General features: G+C 71.5%; 22 protein-coding genes and 3 tRNA genes. 24 read left to right on the top strand and 1 reads right to left on the bottom strand.

What is annotated here, in order from left to right; translation table 11 throughout:
• Positions 1–5: 5 nt before the first annotated feature.
• The 15 genes from KK617_RS00195 (at position 6) to KK617_RS00125 (ending at position 12,849) form a co-directional block, all read left to right on the top strand.
• A complete protein-coding gene (locus KK617_RS00195) occupies positions 6–890 on the top strand; it encodes a branched-chain amino acid ABC transporter permease (RefSeq protein ID WP_277497364.1) in 885 nt (294 codons plus the stop codon).
• Entirely contained in the window at positions 874–2,091 is a 1,218-nt protein-coding gene (locus tag KK617_RS00190) for a branched-chain amino acid ABC transporter permease (protein ID WP_277497363.1), read from the top strand. The genes KK617_RS00195 and KK617_RS00190 overlap by 17 nt, the downstream gene beginning before the upstream one ends.
• Positions 2,088–2,867, top strand: coding sequence for an ABC transporter ATP-binding protein (locus tag KK617_RS00185; protein ID WP_277497362.1), 780 nt, complete (start codon positions 2,088–2,090; stop codon positions 2,865–2,867). The genes KK617_RS00190 and KK617_RS00185 overlap by 4 nt, the downstream gene beginning before the upstream one ends.
• A complete protein-coding gene (locus tag KK617_RS00180; RefSeq protein WP_277497361.1) occupies positions 2,860–3,663 on the top strand; it encodes an ABC transporter ATP-binding protein in 804 nt (267 codons plus the stop codon). The genes KK617_RS00185 and KK617_RS00180 overlap by 8 nt, the downstream gene beginning before the upstream one ends.
• A gap of 31 nt (positions 3,664–3,694) precedes the next feature.
• Positions 3,695–4,855, top strand: a complete 1,161-nt coding sequence (locus tag KK617_RS00175; RefSeq protein ID WP_277497359.1) for a Gfo/Idh/MocA family oxidoreductase — start codon at positions 3,695–3,697, stop codon at positions 4,853–4,855.
• Positions 4,852–6,075, top strand: a complete 1,224-nt coding sequence (locus KK617_RS00170) for a dihydrodipicolinate synthase family protein (protein WP_277497358.1) — start codon at positions 4,852–4,854, stop codon at positions 6,073–6,075. The genes KK617_RS00175 and KK617_RS00170 overlap by 4 nt, the downstream gene beginning before the upstream one ends.
• Positions 6,072–6,980 (top strand): sugar phosphate isomerase/epimerase family protein, encoded by a 909-nt coding sequence (locus KK617_RS00165; RefSeq protein ID WP_277497357.1) that lies wholly within the window; start codon positions 6,072–6,074, stop codon positions 6,978–6,980. The genes KK617_RS00170 and KK617_RS00165 overlap by 4 nt, the downstream gene beginning before the upstream one ends.
• Positions 6,981–7,035: 55 nt before the next feature.
• Positions 7,036–7,755 carry a hypothetical protein gene (locus KK617_RS00160; RefSeq protein WP_277497356.1) on the top strand — a complete coding sequence of 240 codons (720 nt, stop codon included), beginning with the start codon at positions 7,036–7,038 and terminating at the stop codon, positions 7,753–7,755.
• Positions 7,756–7,908: 153 nt separating this feature from the next.
• The gene (locus KK617_RS00155; RefSeq protein ID WP_277497355.1) at positions 7,909–10,221 is read left to right on the top strand and encodes a PQQ-dependent sugar dehydrogenase; all 2,313 of its coding nucleotides are present in this window, start codon (positions 7,909–7,911) and stop codon (positions 10,219–10,221) included.
• 181 nt (positions 10,222–10,402) lie between these two features.
• Positions 10,403–10,475 (top strand) — tRNA-Thr (locus KK617_RS00150).
• A gap of 59 nt (positions 10,476–10,534) precedes the next feature.
• Positions 10,535–10,608 (top strand) — tRNA-Met (locus tag KK617_RS00145).
• 51 nt (positions 10,609–10,659) lie between these two features.
• Positions 10,660–10,830: a 50S ribosomal protein L33 gene (rpmG, locus tag KK617_RS00140; protein ID WP_277497354.1), complete on the top strand. Its 171-nt coding sequence runs from the start codon at positions 10,660–10,662 to the stop codon at positions 10,828–10,830.
• A 99-nt stretch (positions 10,831–10,929) separates the two neighbouring features.
• A complete protein-coding gene (locus KK617_RS00135) occupies positions 10,930–11,334 on the top strand; it encodes a MaoC family dehydratase N-terminal domain-containing protein (protein WP_277497353.1) in 405 nt (134 codons plus the stop codon).
• A gap of 20 nt (positions 11,335–11,354) precedes the next feature.
• Positions 11,355–11,747, top strand: coding sequence for a MaoC/PaaZ C-terminal domain-containing protein (locus KK617_RS00130; protein ID WP_277497504.1), 393 nt, complete (start codon positions 11,355–11,357; stop codon positions 11,745–11,747).
• A gap of 4 nt (positions 11,748–11,751) precedes the next feature.
• Entirely contained in the window at positions 11,752–12,849 is a 1,098-nt protein-coding gene (locus tag KK617_RS00125) for a UDP-N-acetylmuramate dehydrogenase (protein WP_277497503.1), read from the top strand.
• Here KK617_RS00125 and KK617_RS00120 read toward each other — a convergent pair.
• Positions 12,846–13,901, bottom strand: coding sequence for an adenosine deaminase (locus tag KK617_RS00120; protein WP_277497352.1), 1,056 nt, complete (start codon positions 13,899–13,901; stop codon positions 12,846–12,848). The two genes, KK617_RS00125 and KK617_RS00120, sit on opposite strands and share 4 nt — an antisense overlap.
• A gap of 149 nt (positions 13,902–14,050) precedes the next feature.
• Here KK617_RS00120 and KK617_RS00115 point away from each other — a divergent pair.
• The 9 genes from KK617_RS00115 to rpoB all read left to right on the top strand — a co-directional run bounded on the left by KK617_RS00115 (position 14,051) and on the right by rpoB (position 23,087).
• A tRNA-Trp gene (locus tag KK617_RS00115) sits at positions 14,051–14,123 on the top strand.
• 64 nt (positions 14,124–14,187) lie between these two features.
• Positions 14,188–14,448, top strand: a complete 261-nt coding sequence (gene secE / locus KK617_RS00110; RefSeq protein ID WP_346812509.1) for a preprotein translocase subunit SecE — start codon at positions 14,188–14,190, stop codon at positions 14,446–14,448.
• Positions 14,449–14,505: 57 nt separating this feature from the next.
• Positions 14,506–15,348 carry a transcription termination/antitermination protein NusG gene (gene nusG / locus KK617_RS00105; protein WP_277497351.1) on the top strand — a complete coding sequence of 281 codons (843 nt, stop codon included), beginning with the start codon at positions 14,506–14,508 and terminating at the stop codon, positions 15,346–15,348.
• A 109-nt stretch (positions 15,349–15,457) separates the two neighbouring features.
• Positions 15,458–15,886, top strand: coding sequence for a 50S ribosomal protein L11 (gene rplK / locus KK617_RS00100; RefSeq protein WP_277497350.1), 429 nt, complete (start codon positions 15,458–15,460; stop codon positions 15,884–15,886).
• Positions 15,887–15,989: 103 nt separating this feature from the next.
• A complete protein-coding gene (gene rplA / locus KK617_RS00095; protein ID WP_277497349.1) occupies positions 15,990–16,703 on the top strand; it encodes a 50S ribosomal protein L1 in 714 nt (237 codons plus the stop codon).
• Positions 16,704–17,055: 352 nt separating this feature from the next.
• A complete protein-coding gene (gene rplJ / locus KK617_RS00090) occupies positions 17,056–17,682 on the top strand; it encodes a 50S ribosomal protein L10 (RefSeq protein ID WP_277497348.1) in 627 nt (208 codons plus the stop codon).
• A 78-nt stretch (positions 17,683–17,760) separates the two neighbouring features.
• Positions 17,761–18,147, top strand: coding sequence for a 50S ribosomal protein L7/L12 (gene rplL, locus KK617_RS00085; protein WP_277497347.1), 387 nt, complete (start codon positions 17,761–17,763; stop codon positions 18,145–18,147).
• Between the two features lie 229 nt (positions 18,148–18,376).
• Positions 18,377–19,327 (top strand): ABC transporter ATP-binding protein, encoded by a 951-nt coding sequence (locus tag KK617_RS00080; protein ID WP_277497346.1) that lies wholly within the window; start codon positions 18,377–18,379, stop codon positions 19,325–19,327.
• Positions 19,328–19,577: 250 nt separating this feature from the next.
• Positions 19,578–23,087 carry a DNA-directed RNA polymerase subunit beta gene (gene rpoB, locus KK617_RS00075; protein ID WP_277497345.1) on the top strand — a complete coding sequence of 1,170 codons (3,510 nt, stop codon included), beginning with the start codon at positions 19,578–19,580 and terminating at the stop codon, positions 23,085–23,087.
• The last annotated feature ends 84 nt before the right edge of the window (positions 23,088–23,171 follow it).

The following is a 23,171-nucleotide window of genomic DNA, read 5'->3' as shown; positions in this document are numbered from 1 at the left end:
CGACGGTGTCCGCATCCCTGCTCCTCCAGACCCTCGTCCTCGGCGTCCTGCTCGGTGGTCTCTACGCCCTCCTCGCCGCCGGCCTGACCCTCTACTTCGGCGTGATGCGGGTCGTGATGATCGCCCACTCGGCGTTCCTCATCCTCGCGGCCTACCTCGCGTGGTTCTTCCACCGCGAGACCGGGCTCGACCCGCTCCTGTCTCTGGTGGTGACCGTGCCGCTGTTCTTCGTGGTCGGCTACCTCCTGCAGCGCGGGCTCATCTCCCGCCTGCGCCCGGCGACGCTGACGATGATGTCGGTGCTGCTGACCTTCGCGATCGCCCTGACCATCGAGGGCCTGCTCGGCTTCTTCTTCACCGGCACGCAGCGCCGCATCAACCTCGGCTACTCGGGGTCGAGCGTCGAGGTGTTCGGCGCCCACATCGCAGTGGTCAAGCTGATCGCGTTCGCCCTGGCGGCCGCCGCGCTCGTCGCGCTCTTCGCCCTGCTCAAGCTCACCCGCTTCGGCCAGGCGCTGCGCGCCACGATCCAGCACCCCGAGGCGGCCCGGCTGCTCGGCGTCAACACCGACCGCATCGCGGGCTTCGGCTTCGGCCTGGGCCTCGCCACCGCCGCGATCGGCGGCACGGCGCTCGCGCTGGACTCGACCATCTACCCCTCGCTGCACTGGCACTGGATCGGCCCGCTCATGGCGATCATCGTCGTCGGCGGCCTGGGCAGCATCCCGGGCGCGGCGATCGCCGCCCTGCTGCTCGGCGTGGGCCAGAGCCTGCTGCAGATCCCCATGGGGACCACGTGGGCGCAGACGGTCTTCTACATCGCGCTCTTCGCCACGCTCCTCGTCCGTCCCCAGGGATTCTTCGGAGGTCGTCTTGCCCAGCGCTTCTGACACCACCACGGGTGCCGCGCCGGCCGGCGCCGCCCCCGGCGGCGCCACGGAGCGCCGCTCCCGCTTCGACACCACGCTCCTCGGCGGCAAGATCGCGCTGCTGGTCGTCGTCGGCGCCCTCGTGCTCGTCTTCCCGCAGATGGCCGCGGACCCGTTCATCCTCTCGGTGGGCGTCGTCATCGCCAGCTACGCGGCGCTCGCCGTGTCGTGGAACTTCGTCGGCGGCTTCACCGGCTACATCTCGCTCGGCCACGCGGCGTACTCGGGCCTCGGCGGCTACGCGACGGCGCTGTTCATCACCCGCGCCGACCTGAACCCCTGGGTCGCGCTCATCGGCGGCGGCCTGCTCGTCGCGGTGCTGGCGGTGCCGATCGGCATCGCGTCGCTGCGGGTGCGCGGCGCCTCCTTCGTGATCGTCTCGATCGCGCTGGTGCTCATCCTGCTGCTGGTCGCCCAGTCGTGGGCGTCGCTGACCGGCGGTGCCCAGGGCCTGCGGGTCCCGCGGCCCTTCGGCGAGGACGTGCTGCGCCCCGAGCAGCACGAGCGGTTCTTCTACATCCACGTCGCCTTCGTCGTGGTCGCGCTCGCCCTGTGGTGGGCCATCGACCGCTCGCGCTTCGGGATGGGCCTCAAGGCGATCCGGGAGGACGAGGACAAGGCGCAGGCGCTCGGCGTCCCGACCGGTGGCTACAAGCTGACGGTCTTCGTCATCTCCGCCTTCTTCACGGCGGTCGCCGGCGGCCTCTACGCGCTGTGGTTCGGCTACCTCGACCCGATCTTCCAGTTCTCCATCCTCATCGGGTCCTACATGGTGCTGATGAGCCTGCTCGGCGGCCTGCGCAGCCTCATGGGCCCGGTGCTCGGCGCCGTGGTCGTGGGCTACTCGCTGGAGTTCTTCAAGGTCCACTACGGCGACTCCCAGTTCCACCTCGTCGCCCTGGGCCTGCTGCTCGCGCTGGTCGTGCTCTTCATGCCCGACGGGATCCTCCCCGCGGTGGGGGCGCTGGTCGACCGGCTGCGCCCGGAGAAGCGCACCTCCATCCGCGAGATGACCGCCGAGGACCTGCTCGAGCACAACCGTCGCCTCGACGGCGGGACCGGTACGCCGGAGGGCACGGCCACGCCGGCCGGCTCCGGCCCCGGTGCCACCGACGCCGAGCGCGACCTCGCGACCGTCCCGCCCCGAGAGGAGCAGCGATGACCAGCACCGCCCCCGTCGGCGGCGCCACCGCCACCGCCACCACCGAGCCGTCGCTCGAGACGCGCGGCCTGACGAAGAGCTTCGGCGGCGTCCGTGCCGTCGACGGCGCCGACGTCACCTTCCACCGCGGCAAGATCAACGCCCTCATCGGGCCCAACGGCTCCGGCAAGACGACGTTCTTCAACTGCGTCACCGGGATGATCAAGCCCGACAGCGGGAAGGTCACGCTGGGCGGCAACGACATCACGGGCAAGCCGCCGCACCGCATCGCCGCCGCCGGCATCGGCCGCAGCTTCCAGCTGTGCCGGATCTTCCCGCGGCTCACGGTGCTGGAGAACATGCTCGTCGGCGTGCGCTCGCCGTCGGTGCTGCACCGCATGGGCGGTGCCCGCAACGGTGACGACATCGCCAAGGCGCGCGAGCTGCTGCGCCGGGTCGGCATCGACCACCTCGAGTCCTCCGAGGCCCGGGACATCTCCTACGGCCAGCAGAAGCTCCTCGAGCTCGCCGGCGTGCTGATGGTCGACCCCGACACGATCATGCTCGACGAGCCGGCCGGCGGCGTGAACCCGGCGCTCATCGGCCGCATCGGCACGCTCGTGCGCGAGCTCAACGCCGAGGGCCGCACCTTCGTCATCGTCGAGCACAACATGGACATGGTCATGAGCCTGTCCGACCACGTCGTCGTCTTCGACCGTGGCCGCCCCATCGCGGAGGGCCCGCCCTCCGTCGTCCAGAACGACCCACGAGTCCTGGAGGCCTACCTTGGTGTCTGACGCCCCCCGCCACGCCGCTCCCGCCACCGCGGGAGCCGCGGGCGGCACCCCCGCCGAGCGCCCGCTGCTCGAGCTCGTCGACGTCGAGGCCGGCTACGGCCGGGCCGCCCTGGTGCTGCGCGGGCTCACCGTGCGGGTGCCCGCGGCCACCATCGTGTGCCTCGTCGGCCCCAACGGCGCCGGCAAGTCGACGGTGCTCAAGGTCGCCAGCGGCATGCTCACCCCGCGCTCCGGCAAGATCCTGGTCGACGGCCAGGACGTCACCCGCAACGGCGCCCAGGACATGATCCGGTCGGGCCTGTCGCACGTGCTCCAGGGCCACTCGGTCTTCAAGGAGATGACGGTCGCGGAGAACGTGGGCCTCGGCGCCTACACGGTGCGCGACAAGAAGCTGATCGCCGAGCGCACCGACTTCGTCAAGACGCTCTTCCCGATCGTCGCCGAGCGCTGGGGCGACCTGGCCGGCTCGCTCTCGGGCGGCCAGCAGAAGCAGGTGGAGTTCGCCCGCTCGCTCATGGTCAGCCCGAAGGTCGTCCTGCTCGACGAGCCCAGCATGGGCCTCGACCCGAAGCGCACCACGGCCATGTTCGAGCAGATCGTGCGCATGCGCGACGCGGGCATCGCGGTGCTCCTGGTGGAGCAGAACGCCCGCCGGGCCCTCGAGACGGCCGACATCGGCTGCGTCCTCGACCTGGGCCGCGTCCACATCACCGGTCCCGCGCCGGAGCTCCTGGCCGACCCGCGCCTCGCCGAGCTGTACCTCGGCGGCCGGCCCGCGGTGTCCGCCGGCGCCTGACCTCCCCGAACCCAGCAGGAAGTAGAGACGAATGACCGTCCACACCCAGCGCATCATCATGAACGGCGTCACCGGCCGCATGGGCTACCGCCAGCACCTGCTGCGCTCCGTGCTCGCGATCCGCGACGAGGGGGGCATCGAGCTGCCCGACGGCGACCGCATCCAGGTCGAGCCGATCCTGGTCGGGCGCAACGCCGACAAGCTGCGCACGCTGGCCGCGCAGCACGACGTGGCCGACTGGACCACGGACCTCGACGAGGCCATCGCCGACGACACCGCCGACGACACCGCGGCGATCTACTTCGACGCGCAGGTCACCTCCGAGCGCAAGAAGGCGATCCTCAAGGCGCTCGCCGCCGGCAAGCACGTCTACACCGAGAAGCCGCTGGCCGAGAGCGTCGAGGAGGGCCTCGAGATCGCGGAGGCCGGCTCCGCGGCCGGCACGATCAACGGCGTCGTGCACGACAAGATCTACCTGCCGGGCCTGGTGAAGCTGAAGCGCCTCATCGACGGCGGCTTCTTCGGCCGCGTGCTGTCGGTGCGCGGCGAGTTCGGCTACTGGGTCTTCGAGGGCGACTGGCAGCCCGCGCAGCGCCCGAGCTGGAACTACCGGGCGCAGGACGGCGGCGGCATGGTCCTCGACATGTTCTGCCACTGGAACTACGTCTTCGAGCACCTCTTCGGCCGCGTGGACGCCGTCATGGCGAAGGCGGTCACGCACGTCCCCGAGCGCTGGGACGAGCGAGGGGAGCGGTACGACGCGACGGCCGACGACGCGGCGTACGGCATCTTCGAGATCGGCGACACCATCGTGTCGATGAACTCCTCGTGGGCCACCCGTGTGGAGCGCAAGGAGCTCGTCGAGTTCCACGTCGACGGCACCCACGGCTCGGCGGTCGCCGGCCTCTTCGGCTGCCGCATCCAGCCCCGGGAGCGCACGCCGAAGCCGGTGTGGAACCCCGACCTGCCGACCGACATCGACTTCCGCGCGCAGTGGGACGAGGTGCCGGACAACCAGGTCTTCTCCAACGGCTTCCGCGCGCAGTGGGAGGAGTACCTGCTCGACGTGCACCTCGGTCGTCCGCACCCCTACGGCTTCATGTCGGCGGTCCGCGGCCTCGAGCTCGTCGACGCCGGGCTCACCTCGTCGCGCGAGGGCCGTCGCGTGGTGATGGAGACGAGGACCTCGTGACCTCGAGCACGACGACGCTCGCCGAGCCGGGCACGACGCTCTCCGCGGGGGAGAGGACGGACGGTCCGCTCGTGCGGGTGCCGCGCCGGGACGGCACGCTGCACGCCCTGCGCCTGGGCGCCCCCGGCGCCTGGGTCGACCACCCGGGCCGCTACGCCAGCCGGGAGGTGTTCGCGGCCGCGCACGTGGTCGCGGACCCGTTCGGCGACAACACCCCCGGTGCGCCCGCCGCCATCGACTGGGACGCGACACTGGCCTTCCGCCACGAGCTGTTCCGCTACGGCTTCGGCGTGGCCGAGGCGATGGACACCGCGCAGCGCAACATGGGCCTGGACTGGGCCGGCACCCAGGAGCTGGTACGACGCTCCGCGGCGCAGGCGCGCTCCGTCGGGGCCCGCATCGCCTCCGGCGCCGGCACCGACCACCGGGGCGTGCTGACGACGCCCGACGAGGTGCTCGAGGCCTACCTCGAGCAGGTCGCGCACGTCGAGGACTGCGGCTCGCAGGTCATCGTGATGGCCTCGCGCCAGATGGCTGCCGTCGCCCGCGACGCCGCCGACTACGCCCACGTCTACGGCCGGATCCTCGAGCAGGTCTCCGAGCCCGTCGTCCTGCACTGGCTGGGGGAGGCGTTCGACCCGCTGCTGGCCGGCTACTGGGGCAGCGGCGACGTCGACGAGGCCACCGCCACCTTCCTGGCCGTCGTGCGCGAGCACGCGGCGAAGATCGACGGGGTCAAGGTCTCGCTGCTCTCCGCCGAGCACGAGCGGGGCCTGCGGGCCGCGCTCCCCGCCGGCGTGCGCCTCTACACGGGCGACGACTTCAACTACCCCGAGCTCATCCGCGGCGACGGCACGCACCACTCCGACGCGCTGCTCGGCGCGTTCGCCGCCGTCGCCCCGGCCGCGTCGGCGGCCCTGACCGCCCTCGACGCGGGGGACCTCGCGACGTACGACGCGGCGATGGCCCCGACGCTGCCGCTCTCGCGCCACCTGTTCGAGGCGCCGACGTTCCACTACAAGACGGGCATCGCGTTCCTCGCCTGGCTCAACGGCCATCAGCGCGGCTTCACGATGCTCGCCGGCCTGCAGGCGGGGCGCGACGCGGTGCACCTGGGTCGCGTCGTCGAGCTGGCGGACGCCGCCGGCCTGCTCCGCGACCCGGAGCTCGCCGCGGCGCGCTGGACCGAGCTCGCCGGGGTGCTGGGGGTCGAGGGATGAGCGCGCCCCTCGCCCAGCCCGTCGACCAGCCCCAGGGCGCCCCCGCCCGCGTGCCCACCCCGGAGCCGGGGGACCCGCGCCTGGCGCGGCTCTCGCTCAACCAGCGCACCACGGCGTCGTGGTCGCTGGCCGAGGCGGTCGAGGGCTGCGTCGCGGCCGGGCTCCCGTCCATCGGCGTGTGGCGCGAGCCCGTCGCCGAGGTGGGTCTCGAGAAGGCCGTGCGGATGGTCTCCGACGCCGGCCTGCGCGTCTCCTCGGTCTGCCGCGGGGGCTTCTTCACCGGACCCGCGGCCACCGCGCGGGCGGCCCACGACGAGAACCTCCGGGCGCTCGACGAGACCGCCGCGCTCGGCGCGCCGGTGCTCGTCCTGGTGCCCGGCGGGCTCCCCGACGGCGACCGCGACCTCGCGGGCGCCCGGGGCCGGGCCGCCGAGGCGGTCGCCGCCCTGGTGCCCGAGGCGCAGGCCCGGGGGGTGCGGCTCGGGATCGAGCCGATGCACCCCATCTTCGCGGCCGACCGCGGCGTCGTCTCGACGCTCGCGCAGGCCCTCGACCTCGCCGAGCAGCACCCGGTGGACGCCGTCGGCGTCGTGGTCGACACGTTCCACCTGTGGTGGGAGCCCGACGTGCTGGCGCAGGTGGCCCGCGCGGGGGACCGCGTGGCGTCGTACCAGCTCGCGGACTGGATCACGCCGCTGCCGCCCGACGCCCTGCTGTCGCGGGGCATGGTCGGCGACGGGCACGTGGACTTCGCCTCGTTCACCGCCGCGGTGGCCGCGACCGGCTACACCGGCGACGTCGAGGTGGAGATCTTCAACGCGGACTTGTGGGCCGCCCCTGGTGACGAGGTCGTGGCCACCCTCGCGCGCCGCTACGTGGAGCTCGTGGAGCCCCACCTGGCCTGAACCGCTCCACCCCCGCCGGTCGGGTCCGGCGGGGTTCCTCTCGGGAAGGACCACCATGAACGGTCGCAGCGCGTCCACCGTCGTACGCCGTCGCACCGCCCTCCTCGCCCCGGTCGCCCTGGCGGCCGGGGCGGTGGCGGGGCCCCTCGCCGCCCCCGCCGCCGCGGGGGGCGGGCGCCGCCGTACCGCCCTCGTGCGGCCCCGGGCCCGCGCGGGCGACTGGGCACCCGTCACCCCCGCCAAGTGGGCCTTCACCGGCCGCGACGTCGTGCTCGTCGAGCGCGGCACGGCGCCGAGCGGCCCCCGCCGCCCCTTCGAGTACGCCGTGGTGACCCGCGGCCCCGCCCTGTCGTCGTTCCAGCTGACGGCCGAGGTGCGCATCGACGAGCCCGTCACCCGCGACGACCGCGACGTCGTGCTCGTGTGGAACTACACGTCCCCGACGCGCTTCCACTACGCGCACCTGTCGCAGGACAACACGATCTACCCCCACAACGGGCTGTTCCGCGTCGACGACGCTGACCGCCTGCGCATCGACGACCAGTGGGACGGCACCGTGGGTGCACCCCCGGCCATCGACGACACCGACTGGCACCGCGTGCACCTGGGCTTCGACGCCCGCACCGGCCGCATCGCCGTGCGCCTCGACGGCGCGCGCGAGCCGCTGCTGACCGCCACCGACCGCACCTTCACGGGCGGGCGGATCGGCTTCGGGTCGTTCGACAACCACGGCCGCGTCCGCGGTCTCGTCGCGCTCGGGACCGTCGCGGTCTGAGCGCCCGCGCCGCACCGGGGACCCCGGGCGGCGCCCACCGAGCACGCCGCCCCCGGCCCGAGGGGTCGGGGACGGCGCGGCTGCCGGCGGCCACCGGCAGCGGTTTCATCAACCACCCCCACGGTAACGCGGGGGAGACGAGGAGCACGTCCGATGAGAAGTACCCGAAGGTGGGCCGCAGCCGCGGCCACCGCGCTGGTCGTGGGGCTGATCGGCCCCACGACCAGCGCCGGGGCCGGGACCGACGACCGGATCGCCGACCCCGTGCCGAACGACCCCGCGCAGGCCGCCCTGGGCCTCGTGCTGGAGGAGCACCACCAGTTCCCCCGGACCGAGACGGTCCCGCCCGCGACCGACTACCGCCTCCAGCGCCACGCGCGCATCAACCACATCGGCGACGTGCCCGACGGCTCCGGCCGCCAGTTCGTGCCCGACCTCAACGGCCCGCTCTACTTCCTCGAGGACGGCGAGGAGCAGGTCTACCTCGACGTGCGGGCGCAGTTCCCCGACTTCTTCTCGGGCCGCGGCATGGGGACGGGCTTCGGCTTCGCGACCTTCCACCCGGAGTTCGAGACCAACGGGGTCTTCTACACGGTCCACAGCGAGCAGTTCGGGGCCATCGGCACCAAGCCGCTGACCTACCCGGGCCAGAGCCGCGAGTTCTCGCACTCGGTGGTCACGGAGTGGACCGCCGAGGACCCGACGGCCGACACCTTCACCGGCACCCGGCGCGAGGTCATGCGCCTCGGGTTCTTCTCCCAGATCCACGCGATCCAGCAGATCGACTTCAACCCGACGGCCCGGCCGGGCAGCGCCGACTACGGCCTGCTCTACCTCGCGGTGGGCGACGGTGGCGCCGCCCTGGGCACCGACGTCCCGCAGGACCCGGCGACGCCGTACGGGAAGATCCTGCGGATCGACCCGACGGGCACGAACGGCCCCAACGGCCAGTACGGCGTGCCCGCCGACAACCCGTTCGTCGGCCAGGAGGGGTGGATCGGCGAGATCTACGCCCTCGGCATGCGCGACCCGCACCGCTTCTCGTGGGACAGCGCGCGGCCGCACCGGATGTACCTCGGCCACATCGGCCAGCGCGCGATCGAGGCCGTGTACGAGGTCCGCCCCGGCGACAACTTCGGCTGGAGCGAGCGCGAGGGCCGCTTCACGTTCGACCCGGCCGACGAGTGCGCCCTCTACCCGCTGCCCGAGGACGACGAGCAGCACGGCTACACCTACCCGGTCATCGCGTACGACCACGACCCGCCGGCCGGCTGGCCGTGCGCGGCCGACTCGGGCCACGCGATCGGTGGCGGCTACGTCTACCGCGGTCGCCTGCCGCACCTGCGCGGCAAGTACGTCTTCGGTGACATCGTCGACGGCCGCGTCTACTGGGCCCGGGCCGACCAGATGCGCCAGGAGCGCGACCGTGAGGCCGACCTCAACGAGATGCAGCTGTTCGACACGTCGGGCCGCCGCCTGCGCATGACCGACCTCGCGGGCGACACCCGCGTCGACCTGCGCTTCGGCACCGACTCCGCCGGCGAGCTCTACCTGCTGGCGAAGGCGAACGGCAAGGTCTGGAAGGTCGTCGGCACGAAGATCGCGCCGCGCGTCGACCCGGTCTCGCCGTCGGTCGCCGACGACGTGGTGGCGCGCTACGACTTCGAGCACCCGCTCGCGGTCGACGGCACCCGGGAGGAGGACGCGGGCGCGTCGGGCACGCTGCTCAACCTGGTCAACGGGGGCAAGCGGCAGCGGGTGCTCGACCCGGCCTTCGGCGGCAGCATCTCGTCGCTGCAGACGCAGCAGGTGAACCCCGCCCAGGCGGGCAACGACGACTGGCGGGCCGGGGTCTACGACCCGAACGGCGTCGCGAGCCTCGACCGGTTCGCCGGTGCCGAGCAGATCACCGTGATGGGCTGGTTCAAGATGAGCGGGGACCAGTACCCGCTGCTGAACTCGAACACGCCCGCGCCGGACGACCGCTACAACGCGGTCGGCCTCGCCGGGGTGCTGAGCGGCAACTCGGACGGCCACGGCGTCCGCGCGCTGCTGGAGCTCATCAACGTGGACGGGCAGCTCAAGCTGGTCGCCCTCGGCCGTCGCCTCGACGACGGCGCCTCCAAGACCCTCGCGGCCCACGCCGACTGGCGCACGATCCTGCCGGCGGACACCTGGGTGCACCTGGCGGCGACGTTCGACTACACGACGGGCGAGATGCGGCTCCACCGCAACGGGCTGCCGCTGCGGGCGTCGTACACGGCCACGGGCGACCCGTGGCAGGTCGACGGCACGGGCACCAGCCCGACGCTGCCGCGCGGCCTGAAGATCGGCGGCTCGTACCCGCAGAACACCCGCGAGCAGAACCCGTGCAACTGCCGCATGGACGAGCTCGTGTTCCTCGACCGGGCCATCCGCCCCGGCGAGGTCGCGGCGCAGTACGCGCGCTACCGCATCTCGCGGTGACGCGCTGAGCACCTGAGCGTCCGCCCCGTGCGGGAGGCGCGGAGACCCCGGGCCGACTGCGCGGGGCGGACGTGCGCGTGGTAGGAAAGTGCCTGGTGAGGGCGTCGTACGACGCTGTCGCGAGGGCATCCGGAGTCGATTTCTCGTTCCCGACCCGCGTGTGTATGCTTCCTCGTCGCTTGCCCCTTTAGCTCAGTCGGCAGAGCGTCTCCATGGTAAGGAGAAGGTCTACGGTTCGATTCCGTAAAGGGGCTCTGGGTTGGATTCCCGGGTCCGGTCGTGCGACCGGACCCGGGAGCCCTCCGCCCGGAATGGCGGGGTAGCTCAGGTGGTTAGAGCACACGACTCATAATCGTGGTGTCGCGGGTTCAAGTCCCGCTCCCGCTACAAGACCTGACGCAGCAACACGACGCAGCAACGACCAGAAGGACTTCACCCGTGGCCTCCAAGAGCTCCGACGTTCGCCCCAAGATCACGCTTGCGTGCGTGGACTGCAAGGAGCGCAACTACATCACCAAGAAGAACCGTCGCAACGACCCCGACCGCATGGAGCTGAAGAAGTTCTGCCCCCGCTGCCGGACGCACACGGGCCACCGCGAGACCCGCTGACGGTCCCACCGCTCGGCTCGAGACGGCCGCTCCCCGCACCGGGGGGCGGCCGTCTCGCCGTTCGCGGGGGACCCGGCGGTAACCGCTAGCGTGAGACGCATGAGCCTGGACAGCACGCTGGTGGGGCGCACGTTCCCCGCGACCAGCCCGTACCGCGTCAGCGAGGAGAGGGTGGCGGAGTTCGCCGCCGCGAGCGGCACGCCGTACACCCCCGGCGGGCAGGTGCCCGCGACGTTCCCCATCGTGCTGGCCTTCGCCGCCATGAACGACTTCCTCGACGAGGTCGGCGTCGACCTGTCCCGCATCGTCCACGGCGAGCAGAAGTTCGCCTACGCGCGTCCGCTGGTGGTCGGCGACGTGCTCACCACGGCCCTGACGGTCGCGTCCCTGCGTCAGATCGGCGGCAACGACATCATCGGCACCCGCAGCGACGTCACCGACGCGGACGGCGTCGCGGTGTGCTCGACGAGCGCCGTCCTCGTGCACCGGGGCGGTGCCGCGTGAGCGCCTCGCCCAGCGCCGGCCTGGCGGCCGGGCAGGTGCTGGAGGCCCGCACGTACGCCGTCACCCGCGCCGACCTGGTCCGCTACGCCGGGGCGAGCGGCGACCGCAACCCGATCCACTGGTCCGACCGCGTGGCGGCCGCGGTCGGCCTGCCCGGCGTCATCGCCCACGGCATGTTCACCCAGGCCCTCGCGGCCCGCGCCGTCGCCGAGTGGACCGACGGCGCCGAGGTCGTCGAGCTCGGCGCCAAGTTCACGAACCCGGTCGTCGTGCCCGACGACGACACGGGCGTCGAGGTCGTCTTGGCCGGCACCGTGCGCTCCGTCGAGGACGGCCTGGCGCACCTGGCGCTCGAGGTCACCTGCGGGGGCACCAAGGTGCTCGGCAACCCCCGGGCGGTCGTCCGTGCCTGACCCCGTGCCCGACCCCGTGCCCGACCCCGTGCCCGCCCCCGTGCCCGCCCCCGTGCTCCTGGCGGACCACACGACGCTGCGTCTCGGGGGCCCGGCGCGCCACTTCGTCGAGGCCACGACCGAGACCGAGCTCGTGGCCGCCGTGCGCGCGGCCGACGCGGCGGGGGAGCCGGTGCTCCTCGTGGCGGGCGGCTCCAACCTCGTGGTGGCCGACGCGGGCTTCGACGGCACGGTCGTCAAGGTCGCCACGCGTGGCGTCGTCGCCGACCACGACGGCGAGGGCGGTGACGCGGCCAGCTGCAGCGGGGTGAGCGTCGCGGTCGCGGCGGGGGAGCCGTGGGACCCGTTCGTGGCCCGCGCCGTCACCGAGGGCTGGGTCGGGCTCGAGGCGCTGTCGGGCATCCCGGGCGCCGTCGGGTCCACCCCCGTGCAGAACGTCGGCGCCTACGGCCAGGAGGTGGCCGACACGATCGCGTCGGTGCGCACCTGGGACCGCGTCGAGGACCGCCAGCGCACCTTCCCCGCCGCCGACTGCGGGTTCGCCTACCGCCACAGCCGGTTCAAGGCCGAGCCCGACCGCTACCTGGTGCTCGAGGTGACCTTCCAGCTGCGCGTGGGCCGCCTCGGGGGGCCCGTCCGCTACGCCGAGCTCGCCCGCACCCTGGGCGTCGAGCCGGGGGAGCGCGCGCCGCTCGCCGACGTGCGCCGCGCCGTCCTCGCGCTGCGCACGGGCAAGGGGATGGTGCTGGACGACGCCGACCCCGACACCTGGAGCGCCGGGTCCTTCTTCACCAACCCGATCCTGGACGCCGCGCAGGCGGCCGCCCTCCCGGCCGAGGCGCCGGCGTTCCCCCAGCCCGACGGGCGGGTGAAGACCAGCGCCGCCTGGCTCATCGACCACGCCGGGTTCGGCAAGGGGTACGCCGTGCGGCCCGGCGCCCGCGCGAGCCTGTCGACCAAGCACGCGCTGGCGCTGACCAACCGCGGCGGGGCGACGACGGCCGAGCTGCTGGAGCTGGCCCGCGCCGTGCGTGACGGCGTCGAGCAGGCGTACGGCGTGCGCCTCGTCAACGAGCCCGTGACGGTGGGCTGCGCCCTCTAGGCGCCTCCAGCCGCGCTGCCGACCCCGGCGGGGGCGGCCAGCCAGGCGTCGACGTCGGCCAGGCAGGCGGCGCGGAGGTCCTCGGGCATGCGCGCCGCCCGGAACGACATGCGCGCCAGGTCGGCCAGCACGTCGTCGCCCAGCTCGTGCGCCGCGCGCATCGTGGCGTACTGCCCCGCCAGCTGGGAGCCGAACAGCAGCGGGTCGTCGGCGCCGAGCGCGACGGTCGCCCCCGCCGCGAGCAGCTCGGGCAGCGGCACCGAGGTGAGGTCGGAGAACACCCCCAGGGAGACGTTCGAGGTGGGGCAGACCTCGAGGGCGACGCCGGCCGCGACCACGCGGTCGAGCACCCGGGGGTCGTCGGCCGCCCGCACGCCGTGGCCGATGCGGTCCGCGCCGAGGTGGTCGAGCACCGCCGTCACCGAGGCGGGGCCCAGCAGCTCGCCGCCGTGGGGCACGAGCGCCAGGCCCGCGCGGCGGGCGATCGCGAAGGCGCGGGCGAAGTCCGCCGTCGTGCCGCGCCGCTCGTCGTTGGACAGACCGAAGCCGACGACGCCGCGTCCGGCGTACTGCGCCGCGAGGCGGGCCAGGGACCGTGCGTCCAGGGGGTGCCGCGTGCGGTTCGCGGCGACCACGAGGGCCATGCCGAGCCCGGTGGCGGCCGACGCCTCGCGCACGGCGTCGAGCACGAGGTCGGTGAAGGCGGTCATGCCGCCGAACCGCGCGCCGTACCCGCTGGGGTCGACCTGGATCTCCAGCCAGCGACCGCCGTCGCGCACGTCGTCCTCGGCCGCCTCCCGCACGAGCCGGCGGACGTCGTCGGGGGTGCGCAGCACCGAGCGGGCCACGTCGTAGAGCCGCTGGAAGCGGAACCAGCCCTTCTCGTCGCCGGCCGAGAGCCGCGGCGGCCAGTCGCGCACCAGGGCGTCGGGCAGCGCGACCCCGTCGCGCTCGGCCAGCTCGAGCAGCGTCGCGTGCCGCATCGAGCCGGTGAAGTGCAGGTGCAGGTGGGCCTTCGGCAGGGTGGTGATCGAGCGGGCCGGGGCGTCCATGGCCCTCACCCTAGGTGGGCCCCCGAGCAGCCCCCGCGACGCATTTGGACGCGGCGTGACCCGAGCCCCTACACTCGGCTGCTGGTGGTCCTGCCACAGGATCCGCTGCGCCCGGGAGACCGGGGGCGCCGGGTGCGCGAGGCCGCCGTAGGGCACTAGCTCAACTGGCAGAGCATCGGTCTCCAAAACCGAAGGTTGGGGGTTCAAGTCCCTCGTGCCCTGCGAGGAACACCGTGGTCCCGGTCCCCGGGAGCGCGGACGCACTAGGCGACGAAGGGTGGACAGCGTGTCGGACGAGAGCGCGGTGCGCAGCTCGAGGGACGACGACGCTCGTGGTCCGGAGGAGCGCAAGCCCCGGACCGGTCCGCTGACCTACTACAAGCAGGTCGTCGCCGAGCTGCGCAAGGTGGTCTGGCCGACGCAGCCGCAGCTCGTCACCTACTTCATCGTGGTGATGGTCTTCGTGCTCGTCATGATGGTCCTCGTCTCGCTCCTCGACCTCGGCTTCGGAAGGCTGAGCTTCGAGATCTTCACGACGAGCGAGTGACCGCGGGTCCACCGACCCCTGTCGCAGACCGCGACATCCCCAGCAGTAGAAGGACAGATGACGGAGCAGAACGTGTCGGAGCAGCACGACGCCCTCGGTGACGAGGAGACGACGGTCGAGACCACGCCGGAGGCGGAGGACGCGACCCTCGTCCTCGACGAGGAGGCCGACGACGTCGAGGTCGACCTCGGCGACGACGCTGTCGACGCTGCCGACGACCTCGGCGAGGAGTCGGACGCCGACGCGGGGACCGCTGACGCGGACGCCGAGGAGGAGGACCCCCTCGAGCAGTTCCGCCGCGAGCTGTGGGCGAAGCCCGGCGACTGGTTCGTCGTGCACACCTACTCCGGCATGGAGAACCGGGTGAAGGCCAACCTGGAGAACCGCATCATCTCCCTCAACATGGAGGACTACATCCACGAGATCGTGGTCCCCACCGAGGAGGTCGCGGAGATCAAGAACGGCCAGCGCAAGCTGGTGCGCCGCACCGTGCTCCCCGGCTACGTCCTCGTCCGCATGGACCTGACCGACGAGTCGTGGGCCGCCGTGCGCCACACGCCGTCGGTGACCGGGTTCGTCGGCCACAGCAACCAGCCGGTGCCGCTGAGCCTCTCGGAGGTCGAGAGCATGCTCGCCCCGGCGGTCGAGGCCAAGGCCGCGGCCGACGCCCAGGCCGCGGGCATCCCCGCCGCCGCCGGCGCGCCGCAGACCAAGCGCCCCGTCGAGGTCGCCGACTTCGACGTGTCCGACTCGGTGATGGTGGTGGACGGCCCGTTCGCCACGCTCCACGCGACGATCACGGAGATCAACGCCGAGTCGCAGAGGGTCAAGGCCCTCGTCGAGATCTTCGGCCGGGAGACCCCGGTCGAGCTGAGCTTCAACCAGATCCAGAAGGTCTGACCGCAGGTCGGACCCGCTGGCTCCGGTCGGAGCCGCGACACCAGGTGGCAGAGGACGGCGCACGCGCCCGACTCGTCAAGACCACGAGAACAGGAAGAGGACCCAGGACATGCCTCCGAAGAAGAAGATCGCTGCACTCGTCAAGGTGCAGCTGCAGGCCGGCGCCGCGACGCCCGCCCCGCCGGTCGGTACCGCGCTCGGTCCGCACGGCGTCAACATCATGGAGTTCTGCAAGGCGTACAACGCCCAGACGGAGTCCATGCGCGGCAACGTGGTGCCCGTCGAGATCACGATCTACGAGGACCGCTCGTTCACCTTCGTCACCAAGACCCCGCCGGCCGCGGAGCTCATCAAGAAGGCCGCCGGCCTGAAGAAGGGCTCGAGCGTCCCGCACAAGGACAAGGTCGCGAACCTGACGAAGGACCAGGTCCGGGAGATCGCCACGACGAAGCTCCCCGACCTGAACGCGAACGACATCGACGCCGCGATCAAGATCGTCGAGGGGACCGCCCGCTCCATGGGCATCACCACCGACTGACCTCGCCCGTCGACCGGTCCCGACCGGTCACGAGCCCCCCATCGCACCTGTGGCAGAGCCGCGCTGGCTCGACGACCACACCTGGCAGGAAAGAGACCCAGACATGCAGCGCAGCAAGACCTACCGCGCAGCGGCCGAGGCGTTCGACAAGGACGAGCTCCACAGCCCGCTGCAGGCCATCACCCTCGCGAAGTCGGTGAGCAAGAAGAAGTTCGACGAGACCCTGGACGTCGTCATGCGTCTCGGCGTCGACCCCCGCAAGGCGGACCAGATGGTGCGCGGCACCGTCAACCTGCCCCACGGCACCGGCAAGACCGCCCGCGTCCTGGTGTTCGCGAACGCCGACAAGGCCGACGCCGCCCGTGAGGCCGGCGCCGACTTCGTCGGTGGCGACGAGCTGATCGAGAAGGTCAGCGGCGGCTGGACGGACTTCGACGCCGTCGTCGCGACGCCCGACATGATGGGCAAGGTCGGTCGCCTCGGCCGCGTGCTCGGCCCCCGTGGCCTCATGCCGAACCCGAAGACCGGCACCGTGACGCCCGACGTCGCGAAGGCCGTCACGGAGATCAAGGGCGGCAAGATCGAGTTCCGCGTCGACCGCCACTCGAACCTGCACTTCATCATCGGCAAGGCCTCGTTCTCCGAGTCGCAGCTGGCGGAGAACTACGCCGCGGCCCTCGAGGAGGTGCTGCGGCTCAAGCCGTCGGCCTCCAAGGGTCGCTACATCAAGAAGGTCACCGTCTCCACGACGATGGGCCCCGGCATCCAGGTCGACCCCAACCGCACCAAGTCGGTCGCGACCGACGAGGAGGCCTGAGCGCCCCGGCGCTCGCCGACACCGCACGCAGCACGCAGGCCCGTCCCGGTTCGCCGGGGCGGGCCTGCGTCGTACCCGGCCCCGTCGTCCCGCCCCGTCGTACCGACCCCGATTAGGTACGGCGGCGCCCGCGCCGTACAGTTCCCTCTTGCAACCAGAGACCGCCGGTCGTCGCGTCGTGCCCCCGGGCCCGGAGCGATCGAAGGTTCCGCAGCAGCGGACGACCAGCGCAGGTGCGGAGAGTGAGAACCGGTGCGCGAGCGCCGCTGCCCACGCCCCGAGCCTGCGCTCGGGGCGTTCGTCGTTCCGGGCCGGGCGACGGTCTCGACGACCGTAGTTCGGAAGGAGACCCATGGCGCGGCCAGAGAAGACTGCCGCCGTCGCGGAGATCGTTGAGTCCTTCAACGATGCCGCCGGCGCTGTGCTGACCGAGTACCGCGGTCTCACCGTGAAGGAGCTGCAGACCCTGCGGCGCTCCCTCGGCGAGAACGCCAACTACGCCGTGGTCAAGAACACGCTGGCCAAGATCGCCGCCAACGAGGTGGGCATCGACGGCTTCGACGACCTGCTGACCGGCCCGACCGCGATCGCCTTCATCAAGGGCGACGTCGTCGAGGCGGCCAAGGGTCTGCGTGACTTTGCCAAGGCGAACCCCGCCCTCGTCATCAAGGGCGGCGTCCTGGACGGCAAGCAGCTCGACGCTGCCGAGATCGCCAAGCTGGCCGACCTCGAGTCCCGTGAGGTGCTGCTGGCGAAGGTTGCCGGCGCGCTGACCGCGACGCTGTCCCAGGCGCTCTACGCGTTCAACGCCCTCCCCTCGCAGACCGCCCGGCTCGCCGCGGCCCTGCAGGAGAAGGCCGAGAACGACCCCACAGTCCTCGCAGGTGGTGCCGGTGAGCCGGCCGCAGCCGCTGCCGAGGAGTCCCCGGAGGAGCCCGTCACGGCGGACGCCACCGAGGACACCCCCGCCGAGGCCTGAGGCCGAGGCACCCCACCACCTGAGATAACCCGGTCCGTCGGTCGTCCGCCGCGGGCCTGAGAAGGAAGGAACGCCACCATGGCGAAGCTCAGCACCGACGAGCTCCTCGAGGCTTTCAAGGAGCTCACCCTCATCGAGCTCTCCGAGTTCGTGAAGCAGTTCGAGGAGACGTTCGGCGTCACCGCCGCCGCCCCGGTCGCCGTCGCGGCCGCTGCCGGCCCGGGCGCCCCCGCGGCCGAGGCCGAGGCCGAGAAGGACGAGTTCGACGTCGTCCTCGAGTCCGCGGGCGAGAAGAAGATCAACGTCATCAAGGAGGTGCGCGCCCTGACCTCCCTCGGCCTGAAGGAGGCCAAGGAGCTCGTGGAGTCGGCCCCCAAGGCCGTCCTCGAGGGCGCCAACAAGGAGACGGCCGAGAAGGCCAAGGAGGCCCTCGAGGGCGCCGGCGCCACGGTCACGCTCAAGTGACTCCTGCCCGGGTCGGTTGACCCGGGCCCGTCGGGACCTCGTCCCGGCACCAGCCGCGAGGGCGGCCACCCCCAGGGGTGGCCGCCCTCGTCGCGTCCGCGGACGGCCTCGACCCGTCGTGAGTGATGCGCGTAACATCGGGTGTCATCGGCAGTTGTCCACCCGGGTGGACCGGTCGCGACCGCGCGACGAGGGTGCCGTGGACCCGAACGCTGAGGGAGTGTCACGCATGGGTGTGGAGATCAAGGTCGACGGACTGACCAAGTCCTTCGGCAAGCAGGTCATCTGGCGCGACGTCAGCCTGACGGTCCCCGCCGGCGAGATCTGCGTGATGCTCGGCCCGTCGGGCACCGGGAAGTCGGTCTTCCTCAAGGCCCTCATCGGCCTGCTCAAGCCCGAGACGGGCTCGATCGTCATCGAGGGCACCGACATCGCCACCTGCTCGGAGAAGGACCTCTACGAGATCCGGAAGCTCTTCGGCGTGCTGTTCCAGGACGGCGCGATGTTCGGGTCGATGAACCTCTACGACAACGTCGCCTTCCCGCTGCGCGAGCACACCCGCAAGTCGGAGTCGGAGATCCGCGACATCGTCATGGAGAAGATGGACCTGGTGGGTCTCATCGGCGCCGAGGACAAGCTGCCCGGCGAGATCTCGGGCGGCATGCGCAAGCGTGCCGGCCTGGCCCGCGCGCTCGTGCTCGACCCGGAGATCGTCCTGTTCGACGAGCCCGACTCGGGCCTCGACCCGGTGCGCACCGCGTTCCTCAACCAGCTGATCGTGGACCTCAACGCCCAGATCGACGCGACCTTCCTCATCGTCACGCACGACATCAACACCGCCCGGACGGTCCCGGACAACATCGGGCTGCTCTACCACAAGCACCTGGCGATGTTCGGCCCCCGCGAGATGCTGCTGAGCTCGGAGGAGCCGGTGGTGCGCCAGTTCCTCAACGCGCAGCGCGTCGGGCCCATCGGCATGTCGGAGGAGAAGGACGCGGGCGAGCTCGCGGCCGAGGCCGGCCAGGAGCTGCCGCCCCTGCCGCCGATCCCGCTGCAGCTCGAGCCGTCGAACGGCATCCCGCGGCGCAGCCAGCGCGAGCCCGGGTCGTGGCTGCGCGAGCACGGCCTGACCGCCCCGCCGGGCTCGTTCGAGAGCCAGTCGGCGGCGCTCGCGCGCTGAGCCTGCCGGCCCCGTGCGGCCGGGGAGCCCGTCGTACGGCGGGTTGTCTTGACGCCTCCGCGCCACGGGGGTCATGATCGGCGGCGACGTCGGGCTGCCGGCGGCGCCTGGTGCGCCGTGTCTTGCGCGCCCTTGACGAACAGGGTAAGTTTGCGCTTTGCGCCTGCCCTCATATGCCGATCGCCTGCCCGGTGGCTGATCGAGTGGTCGGCCGGCGCCACCCTTCCGTGATTACCCCGAAGGAATGGTCTTGGCCGCGAGCAACCACGCTGGTAACAACCCCCGTCGCATCTCTTTCGCGAAGATCAGCGAGCCGCTGGAAGTCCCCCAGCTGCTCGACCTGCAGATCAAGAGCTTCCAGTGGCTGATCGGTGACGAGGGCTGGGAGGAGCAGGTCCAGGCCCGGCTCGACGCCGGCGAGGACGTCTCGCCCAAGTCGGGTCTCGAGGAGATCTTCGAGGAGATCTCTCCCATCGAGGACTTCTCCGAGACGATGTCGCTCTCGTTCGAGAACCCGGTGTTCGTCGACCCGAAGTACACCGAGGACGAGTGCAAGGAGAAGGACTTCACCTACTCCCGGCCGCTCTACGTCTCGGCCGAGTTCACCAACAACGAGACCGGTGAGATCAAGGGCCAGACGGTCTTCATGGGCGACTTCCCCATGATGACCCGCAAGGGCACCTTCATCATCAACGGCACCGAGCGCGTCGTGGTCTCCCAGCTCGTCCGCTCCCCGGGCGTCTACTTCGAGCGCACCGCCGACAAGACCTCGGACAAGGACATCTACACGTCCAAGGTCATCCCCTCGCGCGGTGCCTGGCTCGAGTTCGAGATCGACAAGCGCGACATGGTCGGCGTCCGCCTCGACCGCAAGCGCAAGCAGAACGTCACGGTCCTCCTCAAGGCGCTCGGCTGGACGAACGAGCAGATCCGCGAGGAGTTCGGCCAGTACGAGTCGATGATGCTGACCCTGGAGAAGGACAACACCACCAACCAGGACGACGCGCTCCTCGACATCTACCGCAAGCTGCGCCCGGGCGAGCCGCCGACGCGCGAGGCCGCGCAGACGCTGCTGAACAACTACTACTTCAACCCGAAGCGCTACGACCTGGCGAAGGTCGGCCGCTACAAGATCAACAAGAAGCTGGGTGTCGGCCAGGCCTTCGACCAGCAGACGCTGACGATCGACGACATCGTCGCCACGGTCCGCTACCTCGTGCAGCTGCACGAGGCCGGCGTGCCGCAGGAGGCCCCCGACTTCACCGACGCCACCGGGCAGGTCGTCGTCGGTCCGGACGAGAAGCCGGTCAAGGTCTCCGCGGACGACATCGACCACTTCGGCAACCGCCGCATGCGCGCCGTGGGCGAGCTGATCCAGAACCAGCTCCGCACCGGTCTGGCCCGCATGGAGCGCGTCGTGCGCGAGCGCATGACGACGCAGGACGTCGAGGCGATCACGCCGCAGTCGCTCATCAACATCCGGCCGGTCGTGGCGGCGCTGAAGGAGTTCTTCGGCACCTCGCAGCTGAGCCAGTTCATGGACCAGACCAACCCGATCGCGGGCCTGACGCACAAGCGTCGCCTCTCCGCGCTCGGCCCGGGTGGTCTCTCGCGCGACCGCGCCGGCATGGAGGTCCGCGACGTCCACCACAGCCACTACGGCCGCATGTGCCCGATCGAGACGCCGGAGGGCCCGAACATCGGCCTCATCGGCTCGCTCGCGTCGTTCGGCCGCATCAACCCGTTCGGGTTCGTGGAGACGCCGTACCGCAAGGTCGTCGAGGGTCAGGTCACCGACCAGATCGACTACCTGACGGCCGACGACGAGGACCGCTACGTCATCGCGCAGGCGAACGCCCCGCTCGACGACGACATGCGCTTCGTCGAGGAGCGCGTCCTGGTCCGCCAGAAGAACGGTGAGGTCGACGCGATCCTCGCCGACGAGGTGGACTACATGGACGTCTCGCCGCGCCAGATGGTGTCGGTCGCGACGGCGCTCATCCCGTTCCTCGAGCACGACGACGCCAACCGCGCGCTCATGGGCGCCAACATGCAGCGCCAGGCCGTGCCGCTCATCCGCAGCGACTCGCCGTTCGTCGGCACGGGCATGGAGCTGCGTGCCGCGGTCGACGCCGGCGACGTCGTCGTCGCCGAGAACGCGGGTGTCGTCAAGGACGTCTCCGCGGACTCCGTGGAGACGATGAACGACGACGGCACGTACTCGACGTACCGCCTCGCGAAGTTCAAGCGCTCGAACCAGGGCACGTGCATCAACCAGCGCCCGCTCGTCAACGAGGGCGACCGCGTGGAGGTCGGCACGCCGATCGCGGACGGTCCCTGCACCGACGACGCCGAGATGGCGCTGGGCGCGAACCTGCTCGTCGCGTTCATGCCGTGGCAGGGCCACAACTACGAGGACGCGATCATCCTCAGCCAGCGCCTCGTGCAGGAGGACATGCTCACCTCGATCCACATCGAGGAGCACGAGGTCGACGCCCGCGACACCAAGCTCGGCCCCGAGGACATCACGCGGGACATCCCGAACGTGTCCGAGGAGATGCTGGCCGACCTCGACGAGCGCGGCATCATCCGCATCGGCGCCGAGGTCACGACCGGTGACATCCTCGTCGGCAAGGTGACGCCCAAGGGCGAGACCGAGCTGACCCCCGAGGAGCGCCTGCTCCGCGCGATCTTCGGCGAGAAGGCGCGCGAGGTGCGCGACACCTCGATGAAGGTGCCGCACGGCGAGTCCGGCACGGTCATCGGCGTCCGCGTCTTCGACCGCGAGGAGGGCGACGAGCTGCCCCCGGGCGTGAACCAGCTGGTCCGCGTCTACGTGGCGCAGAAGCGCAAGATCTCCGTGGGTGACAAGCTCGCCGGCCGTCACGGCAACAAGGGCGTCATCGCGAAGATCCTGCCGATCGAGGACATGCCGTTCATGGAGGACGGCACGCCGGTCGACGTCGTGCTCAACCCCCTGGGTGTGCCGCGACGCATGAACATCGGCCAGATCCTCGAGCTGCACCTGGGCTGGCTCGCCAAGCAGGGCTGGGACCTGAACCTCTCGGGCGACCCGGACTCCGCCGACTGGAAGCAGCGCCTGATCTCGATCGGCGCCGACCAGGCGAACCCGAACTCGAAGGTCGCGACGCCGGTCTTCGACGGTGCGCGCGAGGACGAGATCACGGGCCTGCTGGGCGCGACGATCCCGAACCGCGACGGCGTCCGCATGATCGACTCCACCGGCAAGGCCAACCTGTTCGACGGCCGTTCCGGTGAGCCGTTCCCGGCGCCCGTGTCGGTGGGCTACATGTACATCCTCAAGCTCCACCACCTGGTCGACGACAAGATCCACGCGCGCAGCACGGGTCCGTACTCGATGATCACGCAGCAGCCGCTGGGCGGTAAGGCCCAGTTCGGTGGCCAGCGCTTCGGCGAGATGGAGGTGTGGGCCATGGAGGCGTACGGCGCGGCCTACGCCCTCCAGGAGCTGCTCACCATCAAGTCCGACGACGTGCCGGGCCGCGTGAAGGTGTACGAGGCGATCGTCAAGGGCGAGAACATCCCCGACTCGGGCATCCCGGAGTCGTTCAAGGTGCTCGTCAAGGAGATGCAGTCCCTCTGCCTCAACGTCGAGGTGCTCAGCCAGGACGGCTCGATGATCGAGCTCCGCGACGCGGAGGAGGACGTCTTCCGCGCCGCCGAGGAGCTCGGCATCGACCTGTCGCGGCGCGAGCCCAGCTCGGTCGAGGAAGTCTGAGGTGCGGCCGGGGCGCGTCGTACGGCGCGCCCCGGCCCCCTCGGTCAAGTCGTGATCGCACAGAACTAACGAAGGACAACCCAA

It is taken from the genome of Nocardioides sp. ChNu-99 (assembly GCF_029493445.1).
In the GTDB taxonomy this organism is placed as follows: Bacteria; Actinomycetota; Actinomycetes; order Propionibacteriales; family Nocardioidaceae; genus Nocardioides.
The sequence above is the reverse complement of the archived record's forward strand: the minus strand, read 5'-3'. Positions and strand labels throughout refer to the sequence as shown.